Below are 22,020 nucleotides of genomic sequence, written 5' to 3'. Positions count from 1 at the left end.
AGGAGACATCGTGGCCGACAAGCCGAACATCCTCGTCATCTGGGGCGACGACATCGGGATCGCCAACCTCAGCGCCTACTCCGACGGCGTGATGGGATACCGCACCGAGAACATCGACCGGATCGCCGACGAGGGCGCACGCTTCACCGACTACTACGGCGAACAGAGCTGCACCGCCGGGCGGGCGGCCTTCATCACCGGCCAGAACCCCTACCGCACCGGCCTCACGAAGGTCGGCATGCCCGGCGCCAAGCTGGGGCTCCAGGCCGAGGACCCGACGATCGCCACGGCGCTCAAGGAGCAGGGGTATGCCACGGGCCAGTTCGGCAAGAACCACCTCGGGGACCGGGACGAGTTCCTGCCGACCATGCACGGCTTCGACGAGTTCTACGGCAACCTCTACCACCTCAACGCCGAGGAGGAGCCGGAACTGGACGACTACCCGACGCCGGGGGACTTCCCCGACTTCCGCAGGCGGTTCGGTCCCCGCGGAGTGCTGCACTCGTGGGCGAACGGCGACGGTACGCAACGGGTGGAGGACACCGGGCCGCTGACCCGGGAGCGGATGCGGACCGTCGACGAGGAGTTCCGGGACGCCGCGGTCGGGTTCATGCGCGACAAGGCAGCCGGGGACCAGCCGTTCTTCCTGTGGTTCAACTCGACGCACATGCACTTCCGCACCCACGGCAAGCCCGAGAGCAAAGGCCGGGCCGGCCGCTGGCAGTCCGAGTACCACGACACGATGCTCGACCACGACGACCTCGTGGGCACCCTGCTCGACGAGCTCGACCGGCTCGGCATCACCGAGAACACGATCGTCATGTACTCCACCGACAACGGCCCGCACATGAACAGCTGGCCCGACGCCGGGATGACGCCGTTCCGCAACGAGAAGAACTCCAACTGGGAAGGCGCCTACCGCGTGCCCGCCATGGTGCGCTGGCCCGGCAGGATCCCCGCCGGGACGGTGCTGAACGGGATGATCAGCCACACCGACTGGTTCGTGACCCTGCTCGCGGCCGCCGGCGAACCCGCGATCGCGCAGAAGCTGCGCGAGGGCACGCAGCTGGCCGGGACCCGGTACAAGGTCCACCTGGACGGCCACGACCAGCTCGCCTACCTCACCGGCGAGAGCGACGAGTCACCACGCCGGCACTTCTTCTACGTGTCCGACGACGGCGACCTGACCGCGCTGCGCTTCGACAACTGGAAACTCGTCTTCCTCGAACAGCGCGCACGCGGCACCCTCGACATCTGGATCGAGCCCTACGTGGAGCTGCGCGTGCCGAAGATCTTCAACCTGCGCACGGACCCGTTCGAGCGGGCCGACATCACCTCCAACACCTATTTCGACTGGATGCTGGACCACGCCTGGCTGCTCGTGCCCGCCCAGGCGTACGTGGCCCAGATGCTCACGTCCCTCGTCGAGTTCCCCGCCCGCCAGAAGCCGGCCAGCTTCAGCATCGACCAGGTGGCCGCCAAGCTCCAGGCGGGAGTGGCCAGCGCATGACGACGCGGACCGGCGACCCCCGCACCGAGGACACCACCGCGACCGTGCGCCTGGACGGCGGAGTGTTCCGGATGGGCTCCGACGACCACTACCCGGAGGAAGCACCCGTGCACCCGGTGCGGGTCGACGGATTCCGGATCGACCGGTTCGCCGTGACGAACGAGCGGTTCGACGCCTTCGTCACGGCCACGGGCTACGTGACGGTCGCGGAGCGGCCGCTCGACCCGGCACTCTTCCCCGGGGCACCCCCGGAGAACCTCGTCCCCGGGTCCATGGTGTTCACCCCGACACCCGGCCCCGTCGACCTGCGCCATCTCAGCCAGTGGTGGACGTGGGTCCCGGGCGCGTCGTGGCGGCACCCGGAAGGACCCGGATCCGGGATCGAGGACCGCGGCGACCATCCCGTGGTCCAGGTCGCCCACGAGGACGCCCAGGCGTATGCCGACTGGGCGGGCGCCGTCCTGCCGACCGAGGCCCAGTGGGAGTACGCGGCTCGGGGAGGACTCGACGCGGCGGTCTTCACCTGGGGCGACGATCCCGGGCGCCCAGGTGAGATCCTGGCCAACACCTGGGACGGCCCCGACTTCCCGTGGCGGTCCACCGGGGAGTCCGGATGGCTGCGCACCGCGCCCGTCGGCTCCTTCCCGCCGAACGGCTACGGCCTGCACGACATGGCGGGCAACGTCTGGGAGTGGACCGACGACTGGTGGACCGACCGCCATCCCGACGCCGCACCCGAACCGTGCTGCGTGCCCGTGAACCCCCGCGGCGGCGACGCCGGCGCCAGCAGGGATCCGCGCCAGCTGCAGTTCGCCGTACCGCGCAAGGTCATCAAGGGCGGATCCTTCCTCTGCGCCGACACCTACTGCCTGCGCTACCGCCCGGCGGCACGCCGGCCCCAGGCCGTCGACACCGGGATGAGCCACGTCGGGTTCCGCTGCGCGCACATCGACGCCGCCCCCGACGTGCCGCCCAGCGCCACGCTCCTGGGAATGGTCCCGTGAGCACCGACGACCCGCTCCCGTCCTGGCGTCCCGGCCCCACCCGGGACGCCGTGCTCGGCTTTCTCCGGGACTCGGCGACGATCCCGGGCGAGGACCGGGTCGCCTACTTCGACAACGACGGCACGCTGTGGTGCGAACGCCCGACCTACGTGCAGTACCAGTTCTTCGTCGACGCGCTGCGGCGCCGCGTGCGGGACGACCCGGCGCTGGCCGACCGGGACGAGTTCCGGGCCGTGCTCACCCAGGATGCCGCGGCGGTGGGCGCGCTCGGGCTCGAACGGGTGGCGCTGGCGCTGGCCGGGCTGTTCGAGGGCCTGGACCCGGGGGCCTTCACGCGAGAGGTGCGTGCGTTCCTCCGCTCCGGCAGGCACCCGGCCCTGGACCGCCGGCTGGCCTCGACTCGTTACGCCCCGATGCTCGAACTGCTCCGGGCTCTGCGCGAGCGCGGCTTCGCCGTCGGCGTGGTGACCGGTGGCGGCACGGAGTTCGTACGCTCGATCAGCCAGGCGCTGTACGGGGTGCCACCCGAGCGGGTGGTCGGGACCATGATCGGCTACGAGCTGGGTCAGGACGCGAGCGGCCGTCCCGCCCTCCGGCGCAGCGCCCGGGTGCTGGGCGACGTCAACGAGGGCGGAGCCAAGGTCACGAACATCCAGACGCAGCTCGGCAGGCCCCCGGTGCTCGCAGCCGGGAACTCGGCAGGGGACCAGCAGCTCCTCGAATGGGCGGCGGCCGCCGCGGGCCCGCACCTCGCCCTCCTGCTGGACCACGACGACCCGGACCGGGAGTTCGCCTACGCGAGCCGGGCGGAGTCGTTCACGTCATCCGAGCCCGTCACCGCCACGGCGCGGCGCCTGGGCTGGACGACCATCAGCATGAAGCACGACTGGGAGTCCGTGTTCGTCGCCGACGACGGGCCCTGGCTGGGTACACCACCTTCACCCGCGCCGGAGGAACACGCCGCACAGGCGCAGGAGCACCGTGTCAGCACGACGGAACCCGACCGGAAACAGGAGACGAGCTGATGGCGGCTCAAGGACAGCAACCGCAAGGACCCCCACCGGGCACGAGCCGCGTGGACGCGCGGACCCTGTGGTCCGGCGGAATCGCAACGGCGGTGGTCGTGGCACTCATCGCCCTCGTGGGCGTGGTCGTCTTCCGCGGCGTGTTCGGTATTCCCATCCTGGCACCCGAGGGCGACGGCGTCTGGGGGGACGCCTCGACGACATGGCTCATGGTGGGCGCCGCCGTCGTGGCGTTGTGCTCCGTGGCCCTGGTTCACCTGCTGCTGCTCAGCACGCCGCGCGCCCTGTCGTTCTTCGGCTGGATCATCGGGCTGGCCACGGTGGTGGGCGGTGTCGCACCGTTCGTCACCGACGCCGAGATCGCGAGCAAGCTGGCCAGCGCGCTCATCAACGTGGTCATCGGGTTCGCGATCCTGGGCCTGGTCTCGGGCGTCGCGCGGACGGCGGCCGGCCGTGCCGCCCGCAACCTGTGAGGAGGGAAGCCATGGAAACATCGTTCGGTCCCGTCGAGCTGGTGGCACTGGCCTTCGACGATCCCCGGATTCCGCCGCCGGTCACCCGGGCGGTGCTCGACGTCGCGGGGACCGGTGCCGTCACCCTGCTGGACCTCGCCGTCGTCCGCCGGGGGGACGACGGCGAGCTCGTCATCCTGGAGGCCGAGGACCTCGCCGACGCGGCCGGTCTCGTCGCCGCCGAGCTGGCGGCGCCGGGCCTGACCGGCGGCGAGGATCTTCAGGAGATCGCCGCGGCGGTCGCCCCGGGAACCTCCGTGCTCGTCCTGGCGATCGAGCACACCTGGTCGCGCCGGCTCGTCGCGGCCGCGGACGCCGCCGACGCCGACGTGATCCTGTACGAGCGGGTTCCTGCCGCGACCGTCAACGAGATCGCGGCCCAGGCCGAGGTCGCGTCCGGCGCCCAGCGCTGAACCACCCACCACAGAACGGAGGAGCGACATGCCCCCCTTGCGACGTTTCGGCAGGCCCGGCCTCATCGGCACCGCCGCACGCACCGCAGTGATCGCCGGCACCGCGCAGGCGACCGCAGGTGCGGTTCGCCGGCGCCAGTCGCGCCGTGCCGAGGAGCGGTACGAGGCCCAGCAGCCCGAGGCCCAGCAGCAGGCTCCGGCCGCAGTTCCGGCTCCGGGCCCGGCGGCGGGCTCGGCGGCGGGCTCGGCGGCGGACTCGGTGAACGACGCGCTCCTGGCCCAGCTCGCCAAGCTCGGCGAGCTGCACTCCCAGGGCGTGCTGGACGACGCCGAGTTCACCGCCGCCAAGGCGAGACTGCTCGGCTGAGCGCATGGAGGACTCCAAGGAGGGTGCGCGCCGGGGGTGGCCCCTGGAGACCATCGCGGTGATCCTGCTGGCCGTCACCGCGGTCCTGACGGCGTGGAGCGGCTTCGAGTCGAGCAAGTGGGGCGGTGAGATGTCGATCGCCTTCTCCCGCGCCTCGACCCAGCGGATCGAGGCGTCGCGCTACGCCGCCTCCGCCGACGCCATCCGGGCGGTGGACCTGCAGGTCTTCGGCCTCTGGCTGCAGGCGCGGGCGGGCGGCGATGCGGAGCTGGAGGCCTTCGCCCAGGAGCGCTTCACCGACCACTTCACGCCGGCGTTCGAGGAGTGGATCGCATCGCGGCCGCTGCAGAACCCGGACGCGGCGGACAGCCCGTTCGCGCTGGACAGCTACCAGCCGCCGGGCCGTGTCGAGGCGGAGGCGGCCGACGCCCGCGCCGACGACTACTTCGCCCAGGCACTCGTCAACAACCAGCGCGGTGACAACTACACCCTGTTGACGGTGCTCTTCGCGCTGGTCCTGTTCTTCGGCGCGATCGTCACCCGGTTCAGTTCCCCGCGCCGTTCGTGGGCCGTGCTCATCGGCGCGTCCGGCCTGTTCCTGATCGGCGTCGGCTTCCTCATCAGCTTCCCGAAGATCGTCTGACGCAGGCAGGAACCGGGCCGACGGGCGCCCGTCAGAGCGCGGAGATCCCGTCGCCGATCATCTTCGCGCCGAGCACCAGGAGCAGCACGGCCATGACGGCGGTGTTGTTGTGGGTCAGCCAGCTCTTGAGGCCGTCGAGCAACGCTGTCGCCCGGTCACCGGTGAGGACGTAGACGGCCACCGGGGCGGCCACGCCCAGGCTCGCGACCACGGCGAAGACGACCGCGGCCCCCGCCTTGGCCGCGGGGTCGTCCGTGGCGCCGGCGATCGCGGCCGCCCCGGAGACGACCAGCAGGAGGTTCTTCGGGTTCACGACGGAGAGCAGGACGGCCAGGCCCAGTGCCCGGACCGGGGTGAAGCTGTCGATCGTGGTCATCCACCGTGGCATCGCAGGCTCCGCCCCCTCCGCAGGCCGGGCGCGCCACTGACGCGCGGCGGCGACCAGCAGGAGCACACCCAGGGCGAGCTTGGCCCAGCCGAGCCACGCGGGCGGGCCGGAGCTTCCGCCCGCCGCCGTACCGGCCAGCAGGGCGACGCCGAGCGCGACCACGCCCACCGCGAGGAACCAGCCGAGGAGGAAGGCGGTGGCGTTGGCGCGTGCGCGGCCGCTGGTGAGCATGAGCACGACCGCGACGATCGGGAGCGGGCTCACCAGCACGCCCACCGCGATCGGGAGTGACTGCCCCGTTGCGGCGCCCATGGTGTTCTCCGTCCGGTCGTGGATACCGTCACAGCAGGTGGAAGCTGCGCGCGACGGCGAGTGCCTCACTGCGGCGCGAGGCCGCCAGCTTCCCGTAGAGGCTGGAGACGTGGGTCTTGACGGTGTTCTCCGAGACGAACAGGGCATCGGCGATGTCCGCGTAGGTGGCGCCGCGCGCCAGTTCGTCGAGGACCTCACGCTCGCGCGGGCTGAGCGACGGCGGGCGAGGCACGGCGCCCGCGCGTCGCCGCTCGCGTGGCGTGGCCGTCAGGGTCGAGTAGCGCCGTGCGATGTCGGGCTGCCGGGCGGCCGCGCTCACGAGCTCCCGGATCCAGGGGCTGTCGCGGTCCTGGGCGAGCCGCCCGAGGAGCAGGTCGATCGGGGTGCCCTGGCGTGTCCAGCCGAGGAACGGCGTGGCGTTGCGGCGGGTCTCGGTGACCGACGCCGCCTCGGAGAGCCGTGCCTGTGCCTGGCCGGGCTCGCCCAGGGCGTCCAGGAGCTGGGCCTCGCAGGCCAGGGCGATGGCGTGGGTGGCGGGCTGGGAGTAGGTGGCGTCCGCGGCGGCGGCCTCGAACGCGGTCGCGGCCCGGCGGCGGTCACCGTCGCGGTCGGCGCGCAAGCCTTGGACCAGCGCGGCCTCGCCCACGGCACCGAGTGCGGCGAGTGCGGCGTGCTGGTCCCGGAGCGTCTCGCGGTCGTCGGCCAGGGACGCCACGAGGGCTTGCTCCACCAGCAGCGCGACGCGCAGATGGTCCGGCATCTGGCCGGCGGTCAGTTCCGGGCTCTCGCCGGGCGTCGCGAGGATACGCCGGGCCTCGGTGACCGCGCCGGCGAGCACGGCCCGCCGAGCGGCCGAGATCCGGGACCAGAAGCGGGTGCACAGGTCGGCGCTGTGCGGCGGTGCGTCGTCGTCGGCGGCGGCGGGGGACGGGACCGGCCCGGCCGACGGCGGGTTCTCTGACGGCGGGTCCTCCGGGAGGGCGAGCAGCCGGGCGAGCCCGGCGCGGGCCGCCACGATGCGCGCGTGCGGCCCGTCGGGGGCGTCCGGCGCGGCCGGCACCTGGCCGGCGAGCTCGACGCACGTGCTCTCCCGTCCCTGCATGTACTGGGTGAGGGCGAGGTGGCTCAGGGCGCCGGCCCCGAGGGACACGAGGCCTTGACTGCGCGAGAGGCTGATGGCGATCGTGAGGCTCGTCTCGGCCTCGGTGAGCTCGCCGAGCCAGTTCTGCGCCGTGCCCAGCTCGTGGGCCAGCACCGGGAGGGCCTCCGCGTTGTCCTCGCCCACCGCTGGGCGGGAGAGGGATGCGTCCAGGACCCGCTTCGCGTGGCCGGTGGCGGCGTACACGGGTTCGCGTCCCAGGGCGGCGCGCCAGAGGCGGACGCAGGCGATGCGCGCGTCGAGGTCCCGCTTGCCCCGTGCGGCGAGCAGCCGGTCGCCCCAGTGGCGTGCGCCCTCGACGTCGTCCCGCAGCCAGTGCCCGAGCGCGATGGGGAACCATGTGTCGGGACGTGCGTCGACGATCTCGGGGTGTGACCGGACGAACCCGGTCACCTCCTCGTTCTCGGCCTCGTCCAGCACCATGCGCACGCCGTCGCGCGCGAGCACGTCCGCGGCCTCCCGCGGGGCCTCGACGCGGAGGAGGCGCGAGAACGCCCTGCCCAGGCGTCCGCGCGCCACGTCGAGGCGGACGGCGCGGGTCACCGCCGCCCGCGCCCGCGCGGCATCGGCACCGTTCGCCGCGAGGCGCCGGCGGACCAGCTCGACCAGGTACGGGTGCACCCGGAAGCCGTCGTCCTCGCGGACGGCGAGCAGGCCGGTGCTCTCGAGCTCCGCGAGGATCTCCCCGGCACGCCGGTCGTGCGAGAGGTGGGCGGCGGTGTGCCCGGTGACGACGGGCTCGCCCGCGACGCACAGCAGCAGGTGCCTCTGGCGGGGGGTGAGCGTGGCGAACACCTCGTCGGCGACGTGGGTCGCGATCGGCTCCGTGCCGGCGGCCATGCGCCGGGCGGCGGACTCGCGGTCCCGGGCGGCACCGAGCGCGCGTGCGGCGAGCACGGTGGCGGCGCACCAGCCGTCCGCCCTCCTGGCCACGGCGTCGAGCACCTGGCGGTCGGCGCTGCGGGCGTGGGCGGTGACGAGCTCGTCGCTCTCGGACCCGCTCAGCCGGAGCAGATCCCCGCGCAGGTAGGTGAGGTTGCCCAGGAGCTCGGGGACGGGCCGGGTCAGTGCCAGTTCCTGGCGGCTCAGCAGCAGCATGCGCAGCGACTCGGGGTCCGAGCCGAGCCGCCCGTCGATCCAGCGCAGGGTGGTGGCGGGGAGCGTGTGCGCGTCGTCGACCACGATCAGGCGGGGCCCGGTGCCGCCGCCGGGCCGGGGCGAGGCGTCCACGACGCGGGCGAGCCTGTCGGGGGACCAGTCCGGGCCCGCCGGGATCCAGACGGCTTCCTCCGCCCGGGGCCGGGTCCCGTACCGGAGCCAGCCGGCGACCCCCATCGTCTTGCCCGACCCCACCGGCGCCACCACGAGCGTCACGGCGCAGTCCGTCGCGTCGTCGAGACGCTGCCAGAACCGGACACGTGGCACGTGCACGCGCGGTACGCGCGGCACGGGCGACGTGGAAGGCGGATCACCGGGCGTGGCGGTCTCCCGGCGCGCGGCGGGCGTGGCCGCCGGCAACGGGACGGTCCCGGGACGGTGCGATGCGGAATCCAGGAAAGAATGCACGGGCAGGCTCCCTCGAATTCGAGCGATCACCGTCGGGAATGCGATTCCGCAGACGATTTGCCGCCGCATTCCGGCAGTGACAGCACTGATCCGAGATTATGATTCGCCGCCCGATCCCGCGAGAGATAGCGTTACGGAACGGCCGTTCACGTCGTGTGCGTCCTGCGCGGTACGGCCGGCGAGCCCGGCCGGCCCGCGAGCGCCCGCACCGTGTCGATCGTGTCCGCCTCGGTGGCGGACTTGTCGTCGCGGTACCGCAGCACCCGGGCGAACCGCAGCGCGAGACCGCCGGGGTAGCGGGTGGAGCGTTGCAGGCCGTCGAACGCGATCTCCACGACCTGTTCCGGGCGCACGCGCACCACGTGGCCCTCGCGTCCGGTCTCGAGCGCGAGGAACCGGTCGGTCTGCCATTCGAGCATCCGGTCGGTCATCCCCTTGAAGGTCTTGCCGAGCATGACGAAGCCGTCGCCGCCATCCGGCCGGGGGTCGCGGGCACCCAGGTGGATGTTGGACAGCTTGCCGCGCCGCCGCCCGGAACCCCACTCGACGGCGAGGACCACCAGGTCGAGCGTCCTGACCGGCTTCACCTTGACCCAGCCGGCGCCCCGCCTGCCCGCGGCGTACGGCGAGCCGAGCGCCTTCACGACCACGCCCTCCTGGCCCTCGCCGACCACCCGGTCGAAGAATGCCGTGAAGGGCGCGGCGACGTCGTCGGCTCCTTCGGCGCCCTCCGCCCTCACCAGGCGGTTCACCGCGTGCGGGCCGGCGACGTGGTCGAGCACGACGAGCCGCTCCTCGAGCGGGGCGTCGATCAGGTCGCGGCCGCCGGCGTGCAGCACGTCGAAGAAGAACGGGGTGAGGGGGACGGCCCCGAGCGTGGGCCCGGTACCCGGCCCGCCGCCGGCCGCGGCGTCGGTTCCGTCCGTCTCGTGGGTCGCGGAGCGCGCCGCGGTCTCCTGGAAGGGACGGGGCGTACCGTCGGGGCCCAGCGCGATCGCCTCGCCGTCCAGCACCAGCAACGGCTCCGGGAGGTCACGCACGGCCGCCACGATCTCCGGGACGCGGCGGGTGATGTCGTCCAGGGAGCGGGTGAAGACACGCACCCGGTCGCCGGACCGGTGGACCTGGATGCGAATGCCGTCCAGCTTCACGTCGATGCAGGCACCTCCGGGCGGCAGCTTGGCGAGGGCGGCGGCGACGTCCGGCGCCGACTGGGCGAGCATCGGCCGCACCGGGCGGCCGACCTCCAGACGGAAGGCGGCCAGCGCGGCGAGCGGGTCGGGGGAGAGCAGGACGGCGCGGGCGACGGGCCCGGTGGCGCCCCGCAGCATGACGGCACGACGCACGGCGTCGGCGGGGACGCCGGCCGCCTCCGCGACGGCGTCGACGACCACCGAGTCGAGCGCGCCCTGGCGCAGCTCACCGGTGACCAGGGCGCGCAGGAACGCCTGCTCCTCGGCGGTGGCGGCGGCGAACAGAGCTGCTGTCGCCGAGGCGCGGTCCGTGTCCGAACCCGGTCCCGAGAGTGCGGACAGGGCGGCGAGTGCCGCGTCGACGTCGTGCAGGGTGAGGGTCGAGGACGTGGCGGGCGGCGGGAGTGCTCGCAGCGCGGCCCAGCCCAGGCCGGTGCGACGCTGGCGCAGCTCGCCGGACAGGTAGGCGGCGGCGATCTCCAGTTCGTCGGCCCTCGTGGCGTCCGCCGCGGCGGCGCCCGCGCCCGCCGCCGCGGCACCGCGCCGCAGGCAGCCGGCGATGGCCGCGCGCTTGGCGAGGCGGGATCGTGTGGCGGCGACGGCGTCCGACGTGGCGACGGCCTCGGCGAGCATCATCGATCCATGGTCTCTCACACCGGCCGGTAGCGGTTCTCCGGCCGTCCCGTCGCGCCGTACCGGGGCGCGACCTGGGCGCGTCCCTCGCCGACGAGGTGCTCCAGGTACCGGCGGGCGCTGACCCGCGACATCCCCACGGCGTCGGCGACCTCCGCCGCGGAGGCGTCCGCGTCCGCGGGCCCGCACAGGCGCGCGAGCGCCTCCTGAACCAGCGTGCGGCTGCGCCCGGACAGACCCTTGGGCGGCGCGGTGGTGCCGGGCCGGGGCCCGGCCAGGAGGGTGTCCACCTCGTCCTGGTCGAGCATGTCCCGTGCGCGGCGCAGGTCCTCACGGCGCTGCCACACCTCGTCCAGCCGGTCGCGCAACGCCGCGGACGTGAAGGGCTTGACCAGGTAGGCGACCACGCCGCCGGCCATGGCCTGGCGCACGCTGTCCAGCTCGCGCACGGCGGTGGTGGCGACGACGTCGATCGGCTCGCCCGGCAGGAGGCGCATCCTGCGCAGCACGTCGAGGCCGCCGATGTCCGGCAGGTGCAGGTCCAGCAGCACGAGGTCCGGTCGCAGGGCGGCCGCGAGCCGCAGCGCGTGGGCGCCGCTGCGCGCCTCGCCGACGACGACGAAACGGGGGTGGCTCTCCACGAAGCCGCGGTGCACGACGGCGACCGTGGGGTCGTCCTCGACCAGGAGGGTACGCGCGGGGGCGGTCACCGGGTGGCCTCCCGGGAGGCGGCGGGCTCCGGGGAGCCCGTGACCGGGGCCGGTACCGGCAGCTCGGCCGTCACCCGTGCCCCGCCGAGGCTGCTCGTGGAGATGGCCACCTCGCCTCCGCGACGGTCCACGACACGGCCCACCAGGGCCAGGCCGATGCCGCGGCTGTGCTCCCGGGTGTCGGGCGCCTTGGTGGAGAAGCCCGCCTTGAACACCTGCTGGTGCAGCGGCGCCGGTATGCCGGGGCCGTCGTCGTCCACCCGCAGGAGCAGGCGGGAGCCGTCCGCGTCGACCAGGACCTGGACCCGGCCCTCGGGGCCGGTCGCGTCGACCGCGTTGTCGATCAGGTTCCCGAGCACCACCAGGGCGTCGGTGTGCAGCGAGGAGTCCTCCGGGTCGGCGGGCGCGCCGAGCGCGGACCGCTCCTCGACATCGAGTGTCACGCCGTGCTCGCGCGCCGTGATCGTCTTGACCAGCAACAGCGCCGCCAGCTCGGGGGAGCGGACCCCTGGGGCGACGGTCGCCGCGGTGAGCAGCCCACCGTGGCCCGACCGCTCGATGAAGGCGATCGCGTCCTCGGTGCGGCCCAGCTCCAGCAGCCCCGAGATGACGTGCAGGGTGTTGGCGAACTCGTGCGACTGGGAACGCAGGGCCTCGGTGAGCCCGCGGGTCTCCAGCAGGGTCGCGATGTCCTCCGGTTCGAGCAGGTAGATGCGGCGCCGGACCAGGCGGGTCACCCACGCCGCGCACAGCACACCGACCACCGTGGCGGCGCCGAGCGTGACCAGGAGCCAGAAGCGGTCCTCCCGCAGATCGGCGCGCAGCTCCGACTCGAGGATCCCCACGCTGGCGGTCCCGATCACCGGGCCCGGCCCGGCGTCGCCGGCCGTGTCGCCGTAGATGGGCACCTTGACCCGCCACGACCTGCCGAGGGTGCCGGTCTGGGTGCCCGTCCAGACGTGCCCGGACAGCGGCACCGACGGGTCGGTCGACACGCGCCGCCCGATCTTGTCCGGGTCGGGGTGGGAGTAGCGGATGCCGTGCTCGTCGGTGACCACGACGTACGTGACGTCGGACGCGGAGCGGATGACCTCGGCGATGGGCTGGATCGTGGCCGCCGGGTCCGGGCCGTCGAACGCGTCACGGATGGCGGGCAGGCGCGCGACCGACTGGGCCACCCCGGTCATCCGGTCGAGGTAGGCACCCCGCAGCTGGCGTTCCTGCAGCATGGAGGCGACGACGCCGGTGGTGCACACGAGCGTGAGCACGATGACGACCTGCAGCACCAGCAGCTGCGCCCGGAGCGTCATCGCCCTTCTCACGCGTGCCAGTGTGCACCGGTCCCGGGCCGGTGCGGTAACCGGTCCGCGACCGAAACGACCACAACCTTCGATGCGACCAGAACCCGACGTCGCCGCGCGTCCCTTCCTACGCTCACGCCGCAGTGGACCGAGCACCGGCGACGAGGCCGGTGGCGGTGCACGCGAGAGATCTCAAGGAGGAGACATGCGCATCAACCGAACCGCGGCCGTCCCGGCGGGAATCGGCCTGGTACTGGCCCTCGCGGGCTGCGGCAGCCTGGCGCCGACCGACGGCGGCGGGGACGACGCCGCCATCGACGAGCTCAGCATCGTGGTCCCCGCGGCACCCGGCGGCGGCTGGGACCAGACCGGCCGTGCCCTGCAGGCCGACCTGCAGGCCGAGGGCCTGGTCGGGCGCGCCACCGTCACGAACGTCGACGGCGCCGGCGGCACCGTGGGCCTGGCCAACCTCGCCAACGCCACCGACCCGCACACCCTCCTGGTCATGGGCCTGGTCATGGTCGGCGCCGTCGAGACCAACGAGTCCCAGGCGCGGATCGAGGACACCACGCCGATCGCCCGCCTCACCGAGGAGCAGGAGGTGATCGTCGTCCCGAAGGAGTCCCCGTACGAGACCCTCGACGACCTGGTGCGCGACATCGAGGAGAACGGCAAGGACGTGACCGTCACGGGCGGCTCGGCCGGGGGCGCCGACCACATCGTGGCCGGCATGCTGCTCCAGGCGGCCGGCATGGCCGAGGACGAGGTCGCCGCCGGCCTGAACTACGTCGCCTACTCCGGTGGCGGGGAGTCCCTCGCGGCGCTGCTGGGCAACAAGGTCGACGCCGGCATCTCGGGAGTGGCCGAATACGCGGACCAGGTCCAGGCGGGTGAGCTGAAGGCGCTCGCCGTGTCCGGCGAGGACCGGGTGGCCGCGCTGCCCGACACGCCGACCATCACGGAGTCCGGGTATGACGTCGTGCTCACCAACTGGCGTGGCGTCGTCGCCCCGGGCTCCGTCGACGACGCCGACCGGGAGGCGCTGACCGAGGCCGTCACCGCGCTGGCGGCCTCGGACTCCTGGGCGGACACGCTGGCGGAGTACGGCTGGGACGACGCCTTCCTCGCCGGCGACGACTTCGACGACTACCTCACCGGGAACATCACCGAGATCCAGGCGGTGCTCCAGGACGTCGGGCTCATCCGATGAGCGGGCGAGCCACGCGCGAGCGGCCGCCGGCAGAGCACGCCACCGGTGAGCAACCGCCCGCGGCGCAGCACCGCCGGGGCGAGCTCGTCCTGGCCGTCACCATCGGAGCACTGGGCGTGTACGTCCTGCTCACGGCCGGGAGCATCGTGGTCCCCGGCTCCACCAACACGCTGGGCCCACGAGCCTTCCCCTATCTGGTGGGCGCCCTGCTCGCCGCTATCGGGGTGGTGCTGACGGTGCTCGTGCTGCGGGGCGGGGCAGGCCAGGCGGAGGAGGGCGAGGACGTCGACCCGGCGGTCCGCACCGACTGGCGCACCGTGGTCCTGCTCCTGGCCGCCCTCGTCGTGCACGTGTTCGTCATCAACGTGATCGGCTGGCCACCGGCCGCGGCGCTCCTGTTCGCCTCCGCGGCCGTCGTCCTGGGCGCACGCCCCTGGTGGCGTGCCGCGCTGATCGGGCTCGTGCTCGGGCTGACCATCCAGGCGGTCTTCGGCGGAGCCCTCGGGCTGTCGCTGCCGGCCGGCCCGCTGCTGGAGGGGGTGCCGTTCCTCCGTGGATGACTTCCAGGCCCTGATGGACGGCTTCGCCACGGTCATGCACCCGGTCTTCCTGCTGTACGCCCTGTTTGGGGTGTTCATCGGGACCGCGGTGGGCGTGCTGCCCGGGATCGGGCCCGCCATGACCATCGCGCTGCTGCTCCCGCTGACGTACAGCCTGGAGCCCACGGCGGCGATCATCGTCTTCGCGGGCATCTACTACGGCGGGATGTACGGCGGATCCACCACGTCCATCCTGCTGAACACGCCCGGTGAGTCCGCCTCGATCGTCACGGCGCTCGAGGGCAACAAGATGGCGCGTGCCGGCCGCGGCGCGGCGGCGCTCGCGACGGCTGCGATCGGTTCGTTCGTCGCCGGAACGCTGGCGACGGTGGCGCTCACGTTCGTGGCGCCGTTCGTCGCCCGGATGGCCGTGCAGCTCGGCGAGCCCGACTACTTCGCGCTGATGGTGGTCGCCTTCATCACGGTCGGCGCGCTGCTCGGCAGCTCCGTGCCGCGCGGCCTCGCGTCGCTCGCGCTGGGCCTGTTCCTCGGGCTGGTGGGCACGGACACCCTGACGGGGCAGCAGCGGTTCACGTTCGGCGTGCCCAACCTGGCGGACGGTATCGACGTCGTCGTGGTCGCCGTCGGGCTGTTCGCCGTGGGCGAGGCCCTGTACGTGGGATCACGGATGCGGCACGGGCCGCCGGAGATCATCCCCGTGGAGAAGGGCTGGCGCAGCTGGATGAAGCGCGACGACTGGCGGCGTTCGTGGAAGCCGTGGCTGCGCGGCGCCGCCGTCGGGTTCCCCGTGGGCACCATCCCCGCGGGCGGGGCGGACGTGGCGACGTTCCTCTCCTACGCCGCCGAACGGCGCCTGGCGGGCAAGGAACGGCGCGGACAGTTCGGCAGGGGCGCGATCGAGGGGGTGGCGGGCCCGGAGGCGGCGAACAACGCCGCGGCGTCGGGCGTGCTCGTCCCGCTGCTGACGCTCGGCCTGCCGACGACGGCGACCGCGGCGATCATCCTCGTCGCGTTCCAGTCGTACGCGATCCAGCCCGGACCGCTGCTGATGGTCAACGAGCCCGCGCTGGTCTGGGCCCTGGTGGCCAGCCTGTACGTCGGCAACGTCATGCTGCTGGTGCTCAACCTGCCGCTGGTGGGCATGTGGGTCCGGGTGCTGCAGATCCCGCGGCACTACCTGTACGCGGGCATCCTTCTGTTCGGTGCGCTCGGCTCGTTCGCCCTGAACTTCTCGCCGGTGGACGTGCTGCTCCTGGTGCTCGTGGGCCTGGCGGGCTTCATGATGCGCCGCTACGGCTACCCCGTGGCGCCGATGGTGGTGGGCATGATCCTGGGCCCGATGGCGGAGGACCGGCTGCGCCGCTCCCTCGCGATCAGCCAGGGGGACCTGAGCTACCTCGTCACCAGCCCGTTCGCCGTCCTCGCGTACGCGGCGATCGTGGTGGTCCTCGTGCTCGGCGTCTGGCTGCGGCGGCGGGAGCGGGCGCTGGAGGTGAGTCCGGCCGGCGTGCGGTGAGGGCGGGCGCTACGGCCGGGCCTGCCGCCGGGCCACGCGTCCCAGCTCCCGGGCCAGCTCGGCCGGGCGGGTCACCATCGGCCAGTGTCCCGAGTCGAGATCGACGAGGTCGACGTGCCGGGCGTTCGCGAGCTCGGGCACGTCGCCTCCGTCGATCCATGCCCGGGCCTGGGCGGGCGTGAACTCGGGGCACAGGACGGTGACCGGGACGTCGAACCGGCGCGCGTCGGTGAGCCGCACCACGCCCCGGGCGACGCCCTCGGGGACGGGGACGGCCGACGCCGCCAGCGCGGACCGGGCAGCCTCGTCCAGGTCGGCGGAGTCGGGCCCCTCGAAGGGTTCCCAGCCGGGAAACGGCATGACGCCGTCCGTGATCTCGAACAGGTCGGCGTAGAGCTTGCCGTCGTCCCAGGGGAAGCCGCCGATGAGGACGACGCCGGCCACGGCGTCGGGCCGCGCGTCGGTGGCGAGCCACGCCAGGGTGCAGGCCGCGGAGTGCCCCACGACCAGCGGCTTGTCAGGCGTCGCGTCCACGGCGGCCAGGACGGCCGCCACCTGGTCGTCGAGCGTGGCCGACACGGCCCCGTCGCCCTGGCCGGGAAGCGTGACGGGCACGGGCCGGTGGCCGGCCGCCTCCAGGCCTGGGACGACGTCGTCCCAGGCCGAGCCGTCGAGCCAGAGGCCGCCGATGAGCACGATGTCCATGATCTTCTTCTCCCGTGACAAGCCCGGCGAGGTGCCGGTGCCACCACCGTAGGACCAGATCCGGACGTTCTGCTTCCGGATTGCGGCCAAGGAGCCTAGCCTGCTGAGATGTCCTCCGACACCAGCCCCACCGCACGCGCTCTGCGCACCCTGGAGATCCTCGGGACGCGTCCCGGTGCGACGGCGAGCGAGCTCGCCGGGCGGCTCGGGGTCACGGAGCGGGCCGCGCGCCGGTACGTCGGGATCCTGCGGGAGGCGGGAATCCCGGTCACCTCGGCGCGGGGCCCCCACGGGGGCTACCGGCTCGGGCGCGGGACCCGCCTCCCGCCCGTCTCGTTCACGCAGAGCGAGGCGCTCGGCCTGGTCATGGCCGTGATCAACGGCGATCCGGACGCCGGGGGCGACGATCTCGTGGACGCCGCCCTGGGCAAGGTGGTCCGGGCCCTGCCCGCCGACGTCGGCCGCCAGGCGGCCACGCTGCGCGCGCACGCCTCCGCCACGCCCGACCGCTACGCGACCCGTCCCGACACGGCCGTCACCGGCGAACTGGTCGCGGCGATCGCGGCCCGCCGGCGGGTGGTGGTCACCTACCGCGGCGAGACCGGCCGCCAGTGGGTCGCCGAGGTCGACCCCTGGGCCGTCGTCGTGCGCTACGGGCGCTGGTATCTCCTGTGCCACTCCCACCGGTCCGACGCCGTGCGCACCTACCGCGTCGACCGGGTCCTGGACGTGGCGCACACCGGCCACGGTTTCGTGCCGCCCGACGACCTCGACCCGGTGGCGGCCCTGGAGGAGCACCTCGGCATCGGCTGGCGGTTCACCACGCGCGTCGTGTTCGACGCCCCGCTGGCCGACGTCGAACCCTGGGTCGGGGCGCACATGGGACGTCTCGAGGCGGCGGGGGACCGGTGCGTGCTCACGGGCAGCACACGCAACCCGGAGGCGTACGCGCAGGAGCGGCTGGCGCGGGTGCCGTTCGGGTACCGGGTGGAGGGCGGGCCCGAGCTGCGCGAGGCCGTCGCCGTGCTCGCCGAGCGGCTCACCGCCGCCCTCACCGGGCCCGCCGCCCGGCCGGCACCCGTCAGTGGCGGCGGTGATCGGTGAGCGGCCGCCGCGGACCGCGGCGTGGCGCGAGGCATCGTCGCCGTCTCCTCCAGGCGCGGGGCGACGTCCGCGCCGGTCCCGGTCCGGGCGCCGGGATGCCGTAGCGGGTCAGCAGCCGGCGCCAGGCACGATGGGCGACGGCGCTCTGCACGCGCTGCTCCAGCACCGCGGGCACGAGGGACTCCAGGACCTGGCCCGGTCCGTGCCCCAGAGGCCCCAGTGTCAGGCCGAGGTCCAGGGGGCGGGGGGAGAGAGAGACATGCCGTACCTCGAGCACATCTCGGTGGATCACACCCGGCTGCGAGCCGGGGTCCGGCCGGAGCCTCACTCCTTCACGATCGTCCCCGCCTGTTCCAGCACGAGCGGTGGCGGGGTCAGCTCTCCCGTCAGCGGAAACACCTCGACGGGCGTGTCGGAGACCTCCAGGAGCGTCCGGGGCGTCGGTCCCAGCCGCACCGGGTGCCGCAAACTGAGCGGATGCCGGGCCACCACGAGCAGATCCGCTTCGGCCGCGGCCTCGGTCAGGGCGCGGACCGGTTCGGCACGCATCACCGACGTGGTCACCACGACGTCCGGGTAGGCCGCCGACCAGTCCCGCACCATCGCCTCCAGCACGGGATCGCCCACGGCGGTCTCCGGCCTGCCGTCGCCGTCTCCCGTCGCGGGCTCCGCGACGGTGCCGGCGGGCTCCACGGCGTGCAGCACCCGCAGGGCGGCACCCCGGGCCGCCGCGGTCCGGAACGCGTGTGCGAGCAGTTCCCCCGAGATCGCGGACGACTTGACCCCGACGACGACGCGGCCGCGGCCTCTGTCGTGCCAGTCCGCCGGCACCACCACGACCGGCACCGCCGCGTGCGCGGCCACGCCCGCCGTCGTCGGCCCGGTGGCCTGGTGTCCCGCGCCCTGGAGGGCGAGCCGCCCCAGCACCAGCATGCCTGCCCTCGCCGACGCCGTCACCAGGTCGTTCACGCGCGGTCCCGTCCCCAGCAGCCATCCCACCTCGACTCCCGGCTCTGCGGCGCGGGCCGTGGACAGGGACCGGTCCACCGTCTCGCGCCCTTCTCTGTCCGTGTCGCCGGGGACGTGCACGAGGCGCGCCGCGGTGCCGCGGATCCGTGCCTCCTGCATCCCGTACCGGATGGCTCCCGTGCTGCGTTCGCTTCCGTCGACGGCTACGACGACCGGGGTGCGACGCTGGGCGGTGGTCATGACGGGCCCCTTCTGCTCGGCTTCTCCACGTCTCGACCTTGCCCATCGTGACCAGGAGAGGGGCAGGGCCGACGGTCACGCGCCGACGGGACCTTGGTCTCTGGGCCGGATCGGGCGCGCACCGATGAGTTCCGGGTGATCCGCTCGTCCATCCTCACAGCGCGTTGCACCACGGCCGTGGTGCCGACCAGCATCAGACAGCCACGACGACCACCCGGTCGCGATCACAAGGAGAATCCGATATGAGCACCATCGTCGCCACGCACTTCGTCTCGCTCGACGGCAAGGTCGATCCGACCGGCGGCGACCCCGCCCTGCACGACACGGCGTGGACCTTCAAGACGGTCGACTTCGTCCCCGAGGCCTACGATCTCAAGGCTCGTGAGCAGGAGGAGGCCTCCGGTCTGCTGTTCGGCCGGGCGAGCTACGAGAACTTCGCTCCGGTCTGGCCGAGCATGGACGAGTTCAAGCGTTACAACACCCTGCCCAAGTACGTGGTCTCCACCTACCTCACCGAGGAGGACCTGGTCGACAACTGGGGCGAGACCACCATCCTGCGCTCGCTGGACGATGTCGCACGGCTCAAGGAAGCCGGCAGCGGCGAGATCCAGGTGCACGGCAGCGTCAGCCTCACGCGTGCCCTGGGGGACGCGGGCCTGATCGACGCCTACCATCTGCTCGTCTTCCCGGTGCTCCTGGGCCAGGGCAAGCCCCTGTTCAGTGATGCCGACAAGCCGGTTCAGAAGCTCCGGCTGACCGAGCACGAGGTCTACGCGAACGGCATCCAGAAGCAGGTGTTCGAGGTCGAGCGCTGACGCCCGCCGTCAGGCCGACTGTCGCTGTACGACGGTCGACGCCGGGGTGACCGGCGCGCCGGGGTCGATGCCGAGCGCCTCGCGGGCGGCACGGCGCCCGAAACTCTCGCCGTCGATGTGCACGCTCGTGAGGGTGGGCCGCCACAGCGCGCCGTAGGGGCCGTCGTCGAACCCGATCACGGCGAGGTCCGCGGGTGCGGCCAGGCCGGCGTCGGCCATGGCGGCCAGGACGCGCAGCGCCGTCTCGTCGTCGAACGCGGCGACGGCGGTGACCTGCGGGTGGTGGACGCGCAGCGTGCGCACGGCACCGGCCGCCTCATGGGCGGTGGCCGGGACGTGCAGCGGGTGCAGCTCCTGTGAGCCGAGCTGGGACCACGCCTCGCGGGCGTGGCGCAGGCGGAGGCCGGCCAGTGGTTCGGCGGCAGCTTCGTCCGGCAGCGCGAGAGCGATCTGCGAGTGGCCGCGGGTGGCGAGGTGGGCGAGCTGGGTCATGGTGTGGGCGGCGAGCCCGTCGACCCAGCCGCCGTCGTTCCCGTTCCCGTCGGTGGCTGCCTGCTGGTACGGCCCCGCGAGGTCGACGACCGCGCGGGGCGCCAGGGTCGCGACGAACTCGGCCATGAGGGCGGGGCCGGCGCCGCCCGGGTGGACCACGAGCGTGTGCCCGTGGCGGGACAGCTCGTGGCGCATGCCCGTCACGAAGCCGTCCATGCTGTGCCCGGGGCGCAGGTCGCCCAGCTTCAGGAGCACGACGCGGCTGCTGCCCTCGCGCAGTGCCCGCGCGAGCCGGTGCGGTGAGTAGTCCAGACTGCGGGCGGCCTCGAACACCTTGGCACGGGTGTCCGCGGGGATGGTCTGCCCGGGGGTGTCGTTGAGCACGAAGCTCACGGTCGTGGGCGAGACGCCGCTCACGCGGGCGACGTCCTTCAGCGTCGCACGCCTCGCTCGCTCCATGTCCTGGGCCCCCTTCGGATCCTGCCGTCCCCGGTCCGTGTCCACTGCTCGTCCGGGCTCAGGCTAGTCTATTACTAATTCGATTTAGTGATCGCCTGACGACGCGAGGAGCACCACCATGAGATCCGTTCACGTGACAGCGCCGGACACGGCGTCCTGGGTCGACGTCGACCGGCCGGAGGCCGGGCCCGCAGACGTCCTGCTGCGGATGCGGGCGTGCGGTATCTGCGGGTCCGACGCCCTGTACACGGCCAACGGCGGTATCCCGCCGCGTCTCGGCGCCACGCCGCTGGGGCACGAGCCCGCGGCGGAGGTCGTGGAGGTCGGCGCCGACGTCACCGGGCTCGCCGTGGGGGACCACGTCGTCATCGACACGATGGCGCTGACCGACGGCCTGCTCGGGTCGGGCGGTGCGCAGGGCGGGCTCTCGGAGTACGTCGTGATCTCCGGCGCGCAGGCCGGGCGGCAGCTCCGGGTCGTGCCGAAGGAGATCCCCTGGGAGGTCGCCGCCCTGAACGAGCCGATGGCCGTGGCCTCCCACGCGGTCAACCGCACGGACCCGCGGCCCGGGGCCAAGGTAGTGGTGTTCGGCGCGGGACCCATCGGCCTCGGTGCCGTGCTCGGCTACCGGCGCCGGGGCGCCTCCCACGTCGTCGTGGTCGACATCCAGCCGTCCCGGCTGGACAAGGCCCTGCAGGTCGGGGCCGACGCCGTCATCAACTCCGCCGAGGAGGACGCCGCGGCCCGGCTCGTGGAACTGCACGGTGACGGCGCGACCGCCTTCAACCGCGGTGTGCGGCCCGGCACCGACATCTACCTCGACGCCGCCGGAGCCCCCGCCGTGCCGCGGACCGTGACGTCGATCGCGAAGCACGGGGCGACGTTCGGCATCGTGGCGGTGCACAAGAAGCCCGTCGAGCTCGACCTGGGCAGCATCCTGACCTCCGAGCTGAACCTCGTCTGGTCGATGGGCTACCCCACCGAGATCTTCGAGGTCACCGACGACATCATCGCCAACTGGCGCAGGTACGCGGTGATCGTCAGCGACACGGTGCCGTTCGACCGGGCGCTCGACGCGCTCGAGCTGGCGCGCACCCCGGGGGCGGCGGACAAGGTGGTCGTCACCTTCGGCTGACGGCGCGGGACCGGCCGCCCGCCACCCCGCACCGACCTGTCTCTTATACACATCTGACGCTGCCGACGATAAGGCTCGG

21 protein-coding genes are annotated in these 22,020 nt (G+C 73.3%); 13 read left to right on the top strand and 8 right to left on the bottom strand.

What is annotated here, in order from left to right; all coding sequences use genetic code 11:
- Positions 1 to 10 precede the first annotated feature (10 nt).
- Genes HGK34_RS02370 through HGK34_RS02340 form a run of 7 tightly spaced genes read left to right on the top strand, consistent with a single transcriptional unit; the run spans position 11 to position 5,474 of the window.
- Positions 11 to 1,510, top strand: a complete 1,500-nt coding sequence (locus HGK34_RS02370) for an arylsulfatase (RefSeq protein WP_201844978.1) — start codon at positions 11 to 13, stop codon at positions 1,508 to 1,510.
- The gene (locus HGK34_RS02365; RefSeq protein WP_201844977.1) at positions 1,507 to 2,514 is read left to right on the top strand and encodes a formylglycine-generating enzyme family protein; all 1,008 of its coding nucleotides are present in this window, start codon (positions 1,507 to 1,509) and stop codon (positions 2,512 to 2,514) included. Before HGK34_RS02370 ends, HGK34_RS02365 begins: the two co-directional genes overlap by 4 nt.
- A complete protein-coding gene (locus HGK34_RS02360) occupies positions 2,511 to 3,539 on the top strand; it encodes an HAD family hydrolase (protein ID WP_201844976.1) in 1,029 nt (342 codons plus the stop codon). The genes HGK34_RS02365 and HGK34_RS02360 overlap by 4 nt, the downstream gene beginning before the upstream one ends.
- A gap of 50 nt (positions 3,540 to 3,589) precedes the next feature.
- Complete coding sequence (locus tag HGK34_RS02355) at positions 3,590 to 4,012, top strand: DUF6069 family protein (RefSeq protein ID WP_201844975.1); 423 nt, start codon at positions 3,590 to 3,592, stop codon at positions 4,010 to 4,012.
- 11 nt (positions 4,013 to 4,023) lie between these two features.
- Positions 4,024 to 4,464, top strand: a complete 441-nt coding sequence (locus HGK34_RS02350; RefSeq protein ID WP_201844974.1) for a DUF6325 family protein — start codon at positions 4,024 to 4,026, stop codon at positions 4,462 to 4,464.
- 28 nt (positions 4,465 to 4,492) lie between these two features.
- Positions 4,493 to 4,831, top strand: coding sequence for an SHOCT domain-containing protein (locus HGK34_RS02345; RefSeq protein ID WP_201844973.1), 339 nt, complete (start codon positions 4,493 to 4,495; stop codon positions 4,829 to 4,831).
- 4 nt (positions 4,832 to 4,835) lie between these two features.
- Complete coding sequence (locus HGK34_RS02340; protein ID WP_201844972.1) at positions 4,836 to 5,474, top strand: hypothetical protein; 639 nt, start codon at positions 4,836 to 4,838, stop codon at positions 5,472 to 5,474.
- A 31-nt stretch (positions 5,475 to 5,505) separates the two neighbouring features.
- Here the strand turns inward: HGK34_RS02340 and HGK34_RS02335 are convergent, their stop codons facing one another.
- The 5 genes from HGK34_RS02335 to HGK34_RS02315 form a co-directional block, all read right to left on the bottom strand.
- Positions 5,506 to 6,174: a GAP family protein gene (locus HGK34_RS02335; RefSeq protein ID WP_201844971.1), complete on the bottom strand. Its 669-nt coding sequence runs from the start codon at positions 6,172 to 6,174 to the stop codon at positions 5,506 to 5,508.
- Between the two features lie 28 nt (positions 6,175 to 6,202).
- Positions 6,203 to 8,899: a LuxR C-terminal-related transcriptional regulator gene (locus tag HGK34_RS23405; protein ID WP_307815679.1), complete on the bottom strand. Its 2,697-nt coding sequence runs from the start codon at positions 8,897 to 8,899 to the stop codon at positions 6,203 to 6,205.
- Positions 8,900 to 9,045: 146 nt separating this feature from the next.
- A complete protein-coding gene (locus tag HGK34_RS02325; protein WP_201844970.1) occupies positions 9,046 to 10,728 on the bottom strand; it encodes an ATP-dependent DNA ligase in 1,683 nt (560 codons plus the stop codon).
- 14 nt (positions 10,729 to 10,742) lie between these two features.
- Positions 10,743 to 11,435 (bottom strand): response regulator, encoded by a 693-nt coding sequence (locus HGK34_RS02320; RefSeq protein ID WP_201844969.1) that lies wholly within the window; start codon positions 11,433 to 11,435, stop codon positions 10,743 to 10,745.
- Complete coding sequence (locus HGK34_RS02315; RefSeq protein ID WP_201844968.1) at positions 11,432 to 12,757, bottom strand: ATP-binding protein; 1,326 nt, start codon at positions 12,755 to 12,757, stop codon at positions 11,432 to 11,434. Before HGK34_RS02315 ends, HGK34_RS02320 begins: the two co-directional genes overlap by 4 nt.
- A gap of 184 nt (positions 12,758 to 12,941) precedes the next feature.
- Between HGK34_RS02315 and HGK34_RS02310 the strand changes: the two genes are divergently transcribed.
- From HGK34_RS02310 to HGK34_RS02300, 3 genes are read left to right on the top strand one after another with little or no spacing between them, the layout of a single operon-like run.
- Positions 12,942 to 13,946, top strand: coding sequence for a Bug family tripartite tricarboxylate transporter substrate binding protein (locus HGK34_RS02310; RefSeq protein ID WP_201844967.1), 1,005 nt, complete (start codon positions 12,942 to 12,944; stop codon positions 13,944 to 13,946).
- Positions 13,943 to 14,506: a tripartite tricarboxylate transporter TctB family protein gene (locus HGK34_RS02305; protein WP_201844966.1), complete on the top strand. Its 564-nt coding sequence runs from the start codon at positions 13,943 to 13,945 to the stop codon at positions 14,504 to 14,506. Before HGK34_RS02310 ends, HGK34_RS02305 begins: the two co-directional genes overlap by 4 nt.
- Entirely contained in the window at positions 14,499 to 16,022 is a 1,524-nt protein-coding gene (locus tag HGK34_RS02300) for a tripartite tricarboxylate transporter permease (protein WP_201844965.1), read from the top strand. The genes HGK34_RS02305 and HGK34_RS02300 overlap by 8 nt, the downstream gene beginning before the upstream one ends.
- A gap of 9 nt (positions 16,023 to 16,031) precedes the next feature.
- Here the strand turns inward: HGK34_RS02300 and HGK34_RS02295 are convergent, their stop codons facing one another.
- On the bottom strand, positions 16,032 to 16,817 hold the full coding sequence (locus HGK34_RS02295) for an alpha/beta fold hydrolase (RefSeq protein ID WP_244666330.1): 786 nt from the start codon (positions 16,815 to 16,817) through the stop codon (positions 16,032 to 16,034).
- A gap of 18 nt (positions 16,818 to 16,835) precedes the next feature.
- On the opposite strand from HGK34_RS02295, the gene HGK34_RS02290 reads away from it, so the two are divergent.
- Positions 16,836 to 17,831 (top strand): helix-turn-helix transcriptional regulator, encoded by a 996-nt coding sequence (locus HGK34_RS02290; protein WP_201844964.1) that lies wholly within the window; start codon positions 16,836 to 16,838, stop codon positions 17,829 to 17,831.
- Between the two features lie 324 nt (positions 17,832 to 18,155).
- Here HGK34_RS02290 and HGK34_RS02285 read toward each other — a convergent pair whose 3' ends face one another.
- Positions 18,156 to 19,040, bottom strand: a complete 885-nt coding sequence (locus tag HGK34_RS02285; RefSeq protein ID WP_201844963.1) for a universal stress protein — start codon at positions 19,038 to 19,040, stop codon at positions 18,156 to 18,158.
- 242 nt (positions 19,041 to 19,282) lie between these two features.
- Here HGK34_RS02285 and HGK34_RS02280 point away from each other — a divergent pair, with 242 nt between their 5' ends.
- Positions 19,283 to 19,855, top strand: a complete 573-nt coding sequence (locus HGK34_RS02280; RefSeq protein WP_201844962.1) for a dihydrofolate reductase family protein — start codon at positions 19,283 to 19,285, stop codon at positions 19,853 to 19,855.
- Positions 19,856 to 19,864: 9 nt separating this feature from the next.
- On the opposite strand, the gene HGK34_RS02275 is transcribed toward HGK34_RS02280, so the two are convergent.
- Positions 19,865 to 20,806 carry a LacI family DNA-binding transcriptional regulator gene (locus HGK34_RS02275; RefSeq protein WP_201844961.1) on the bottom strand — a complete coding sequence of 314 codons (942 nt, stop codon included), beginning with the start codon at positions 20,804 to 20,806 and terminating at the stop codon, positions 19,865 to 19,867.
- Positions 20,807 to 20,924: 118 nt separating this feature from the next.
- On the opposite strand from HGK34_RS02275, the gene HGK34_RS02270 reads away from it, so the two are divergent.
- A complete protein-coding gene (locus tag HGK34_RS02270; RefSeq protein WP_201844960.1) occupies positions 20,925 to 21,941 on the top strand; it encodes a zinc-dependent alcohol dehydrogenase in 1,017 nt (338 codons plus the stop codon).
- Positions 21,942 to 22,020 lie beyond the last annotated feature (79 nt).

Origin of the sequence: Myceligenerans indicum (assembly GCF_016742955.1) — a bacterium.
Taxonomy (GTDB): domain Bacteria; phylum Actinomycetota; class Actinomycetes; order Actinomycetales; family Cellulomonadaceae; genus Myceligenerans; species Myceligenerans indicum.
Note: the sequence above shows the minus strand (reverse complement) of the source record. Positions and strands in the feature narration are given on the sequence as shown.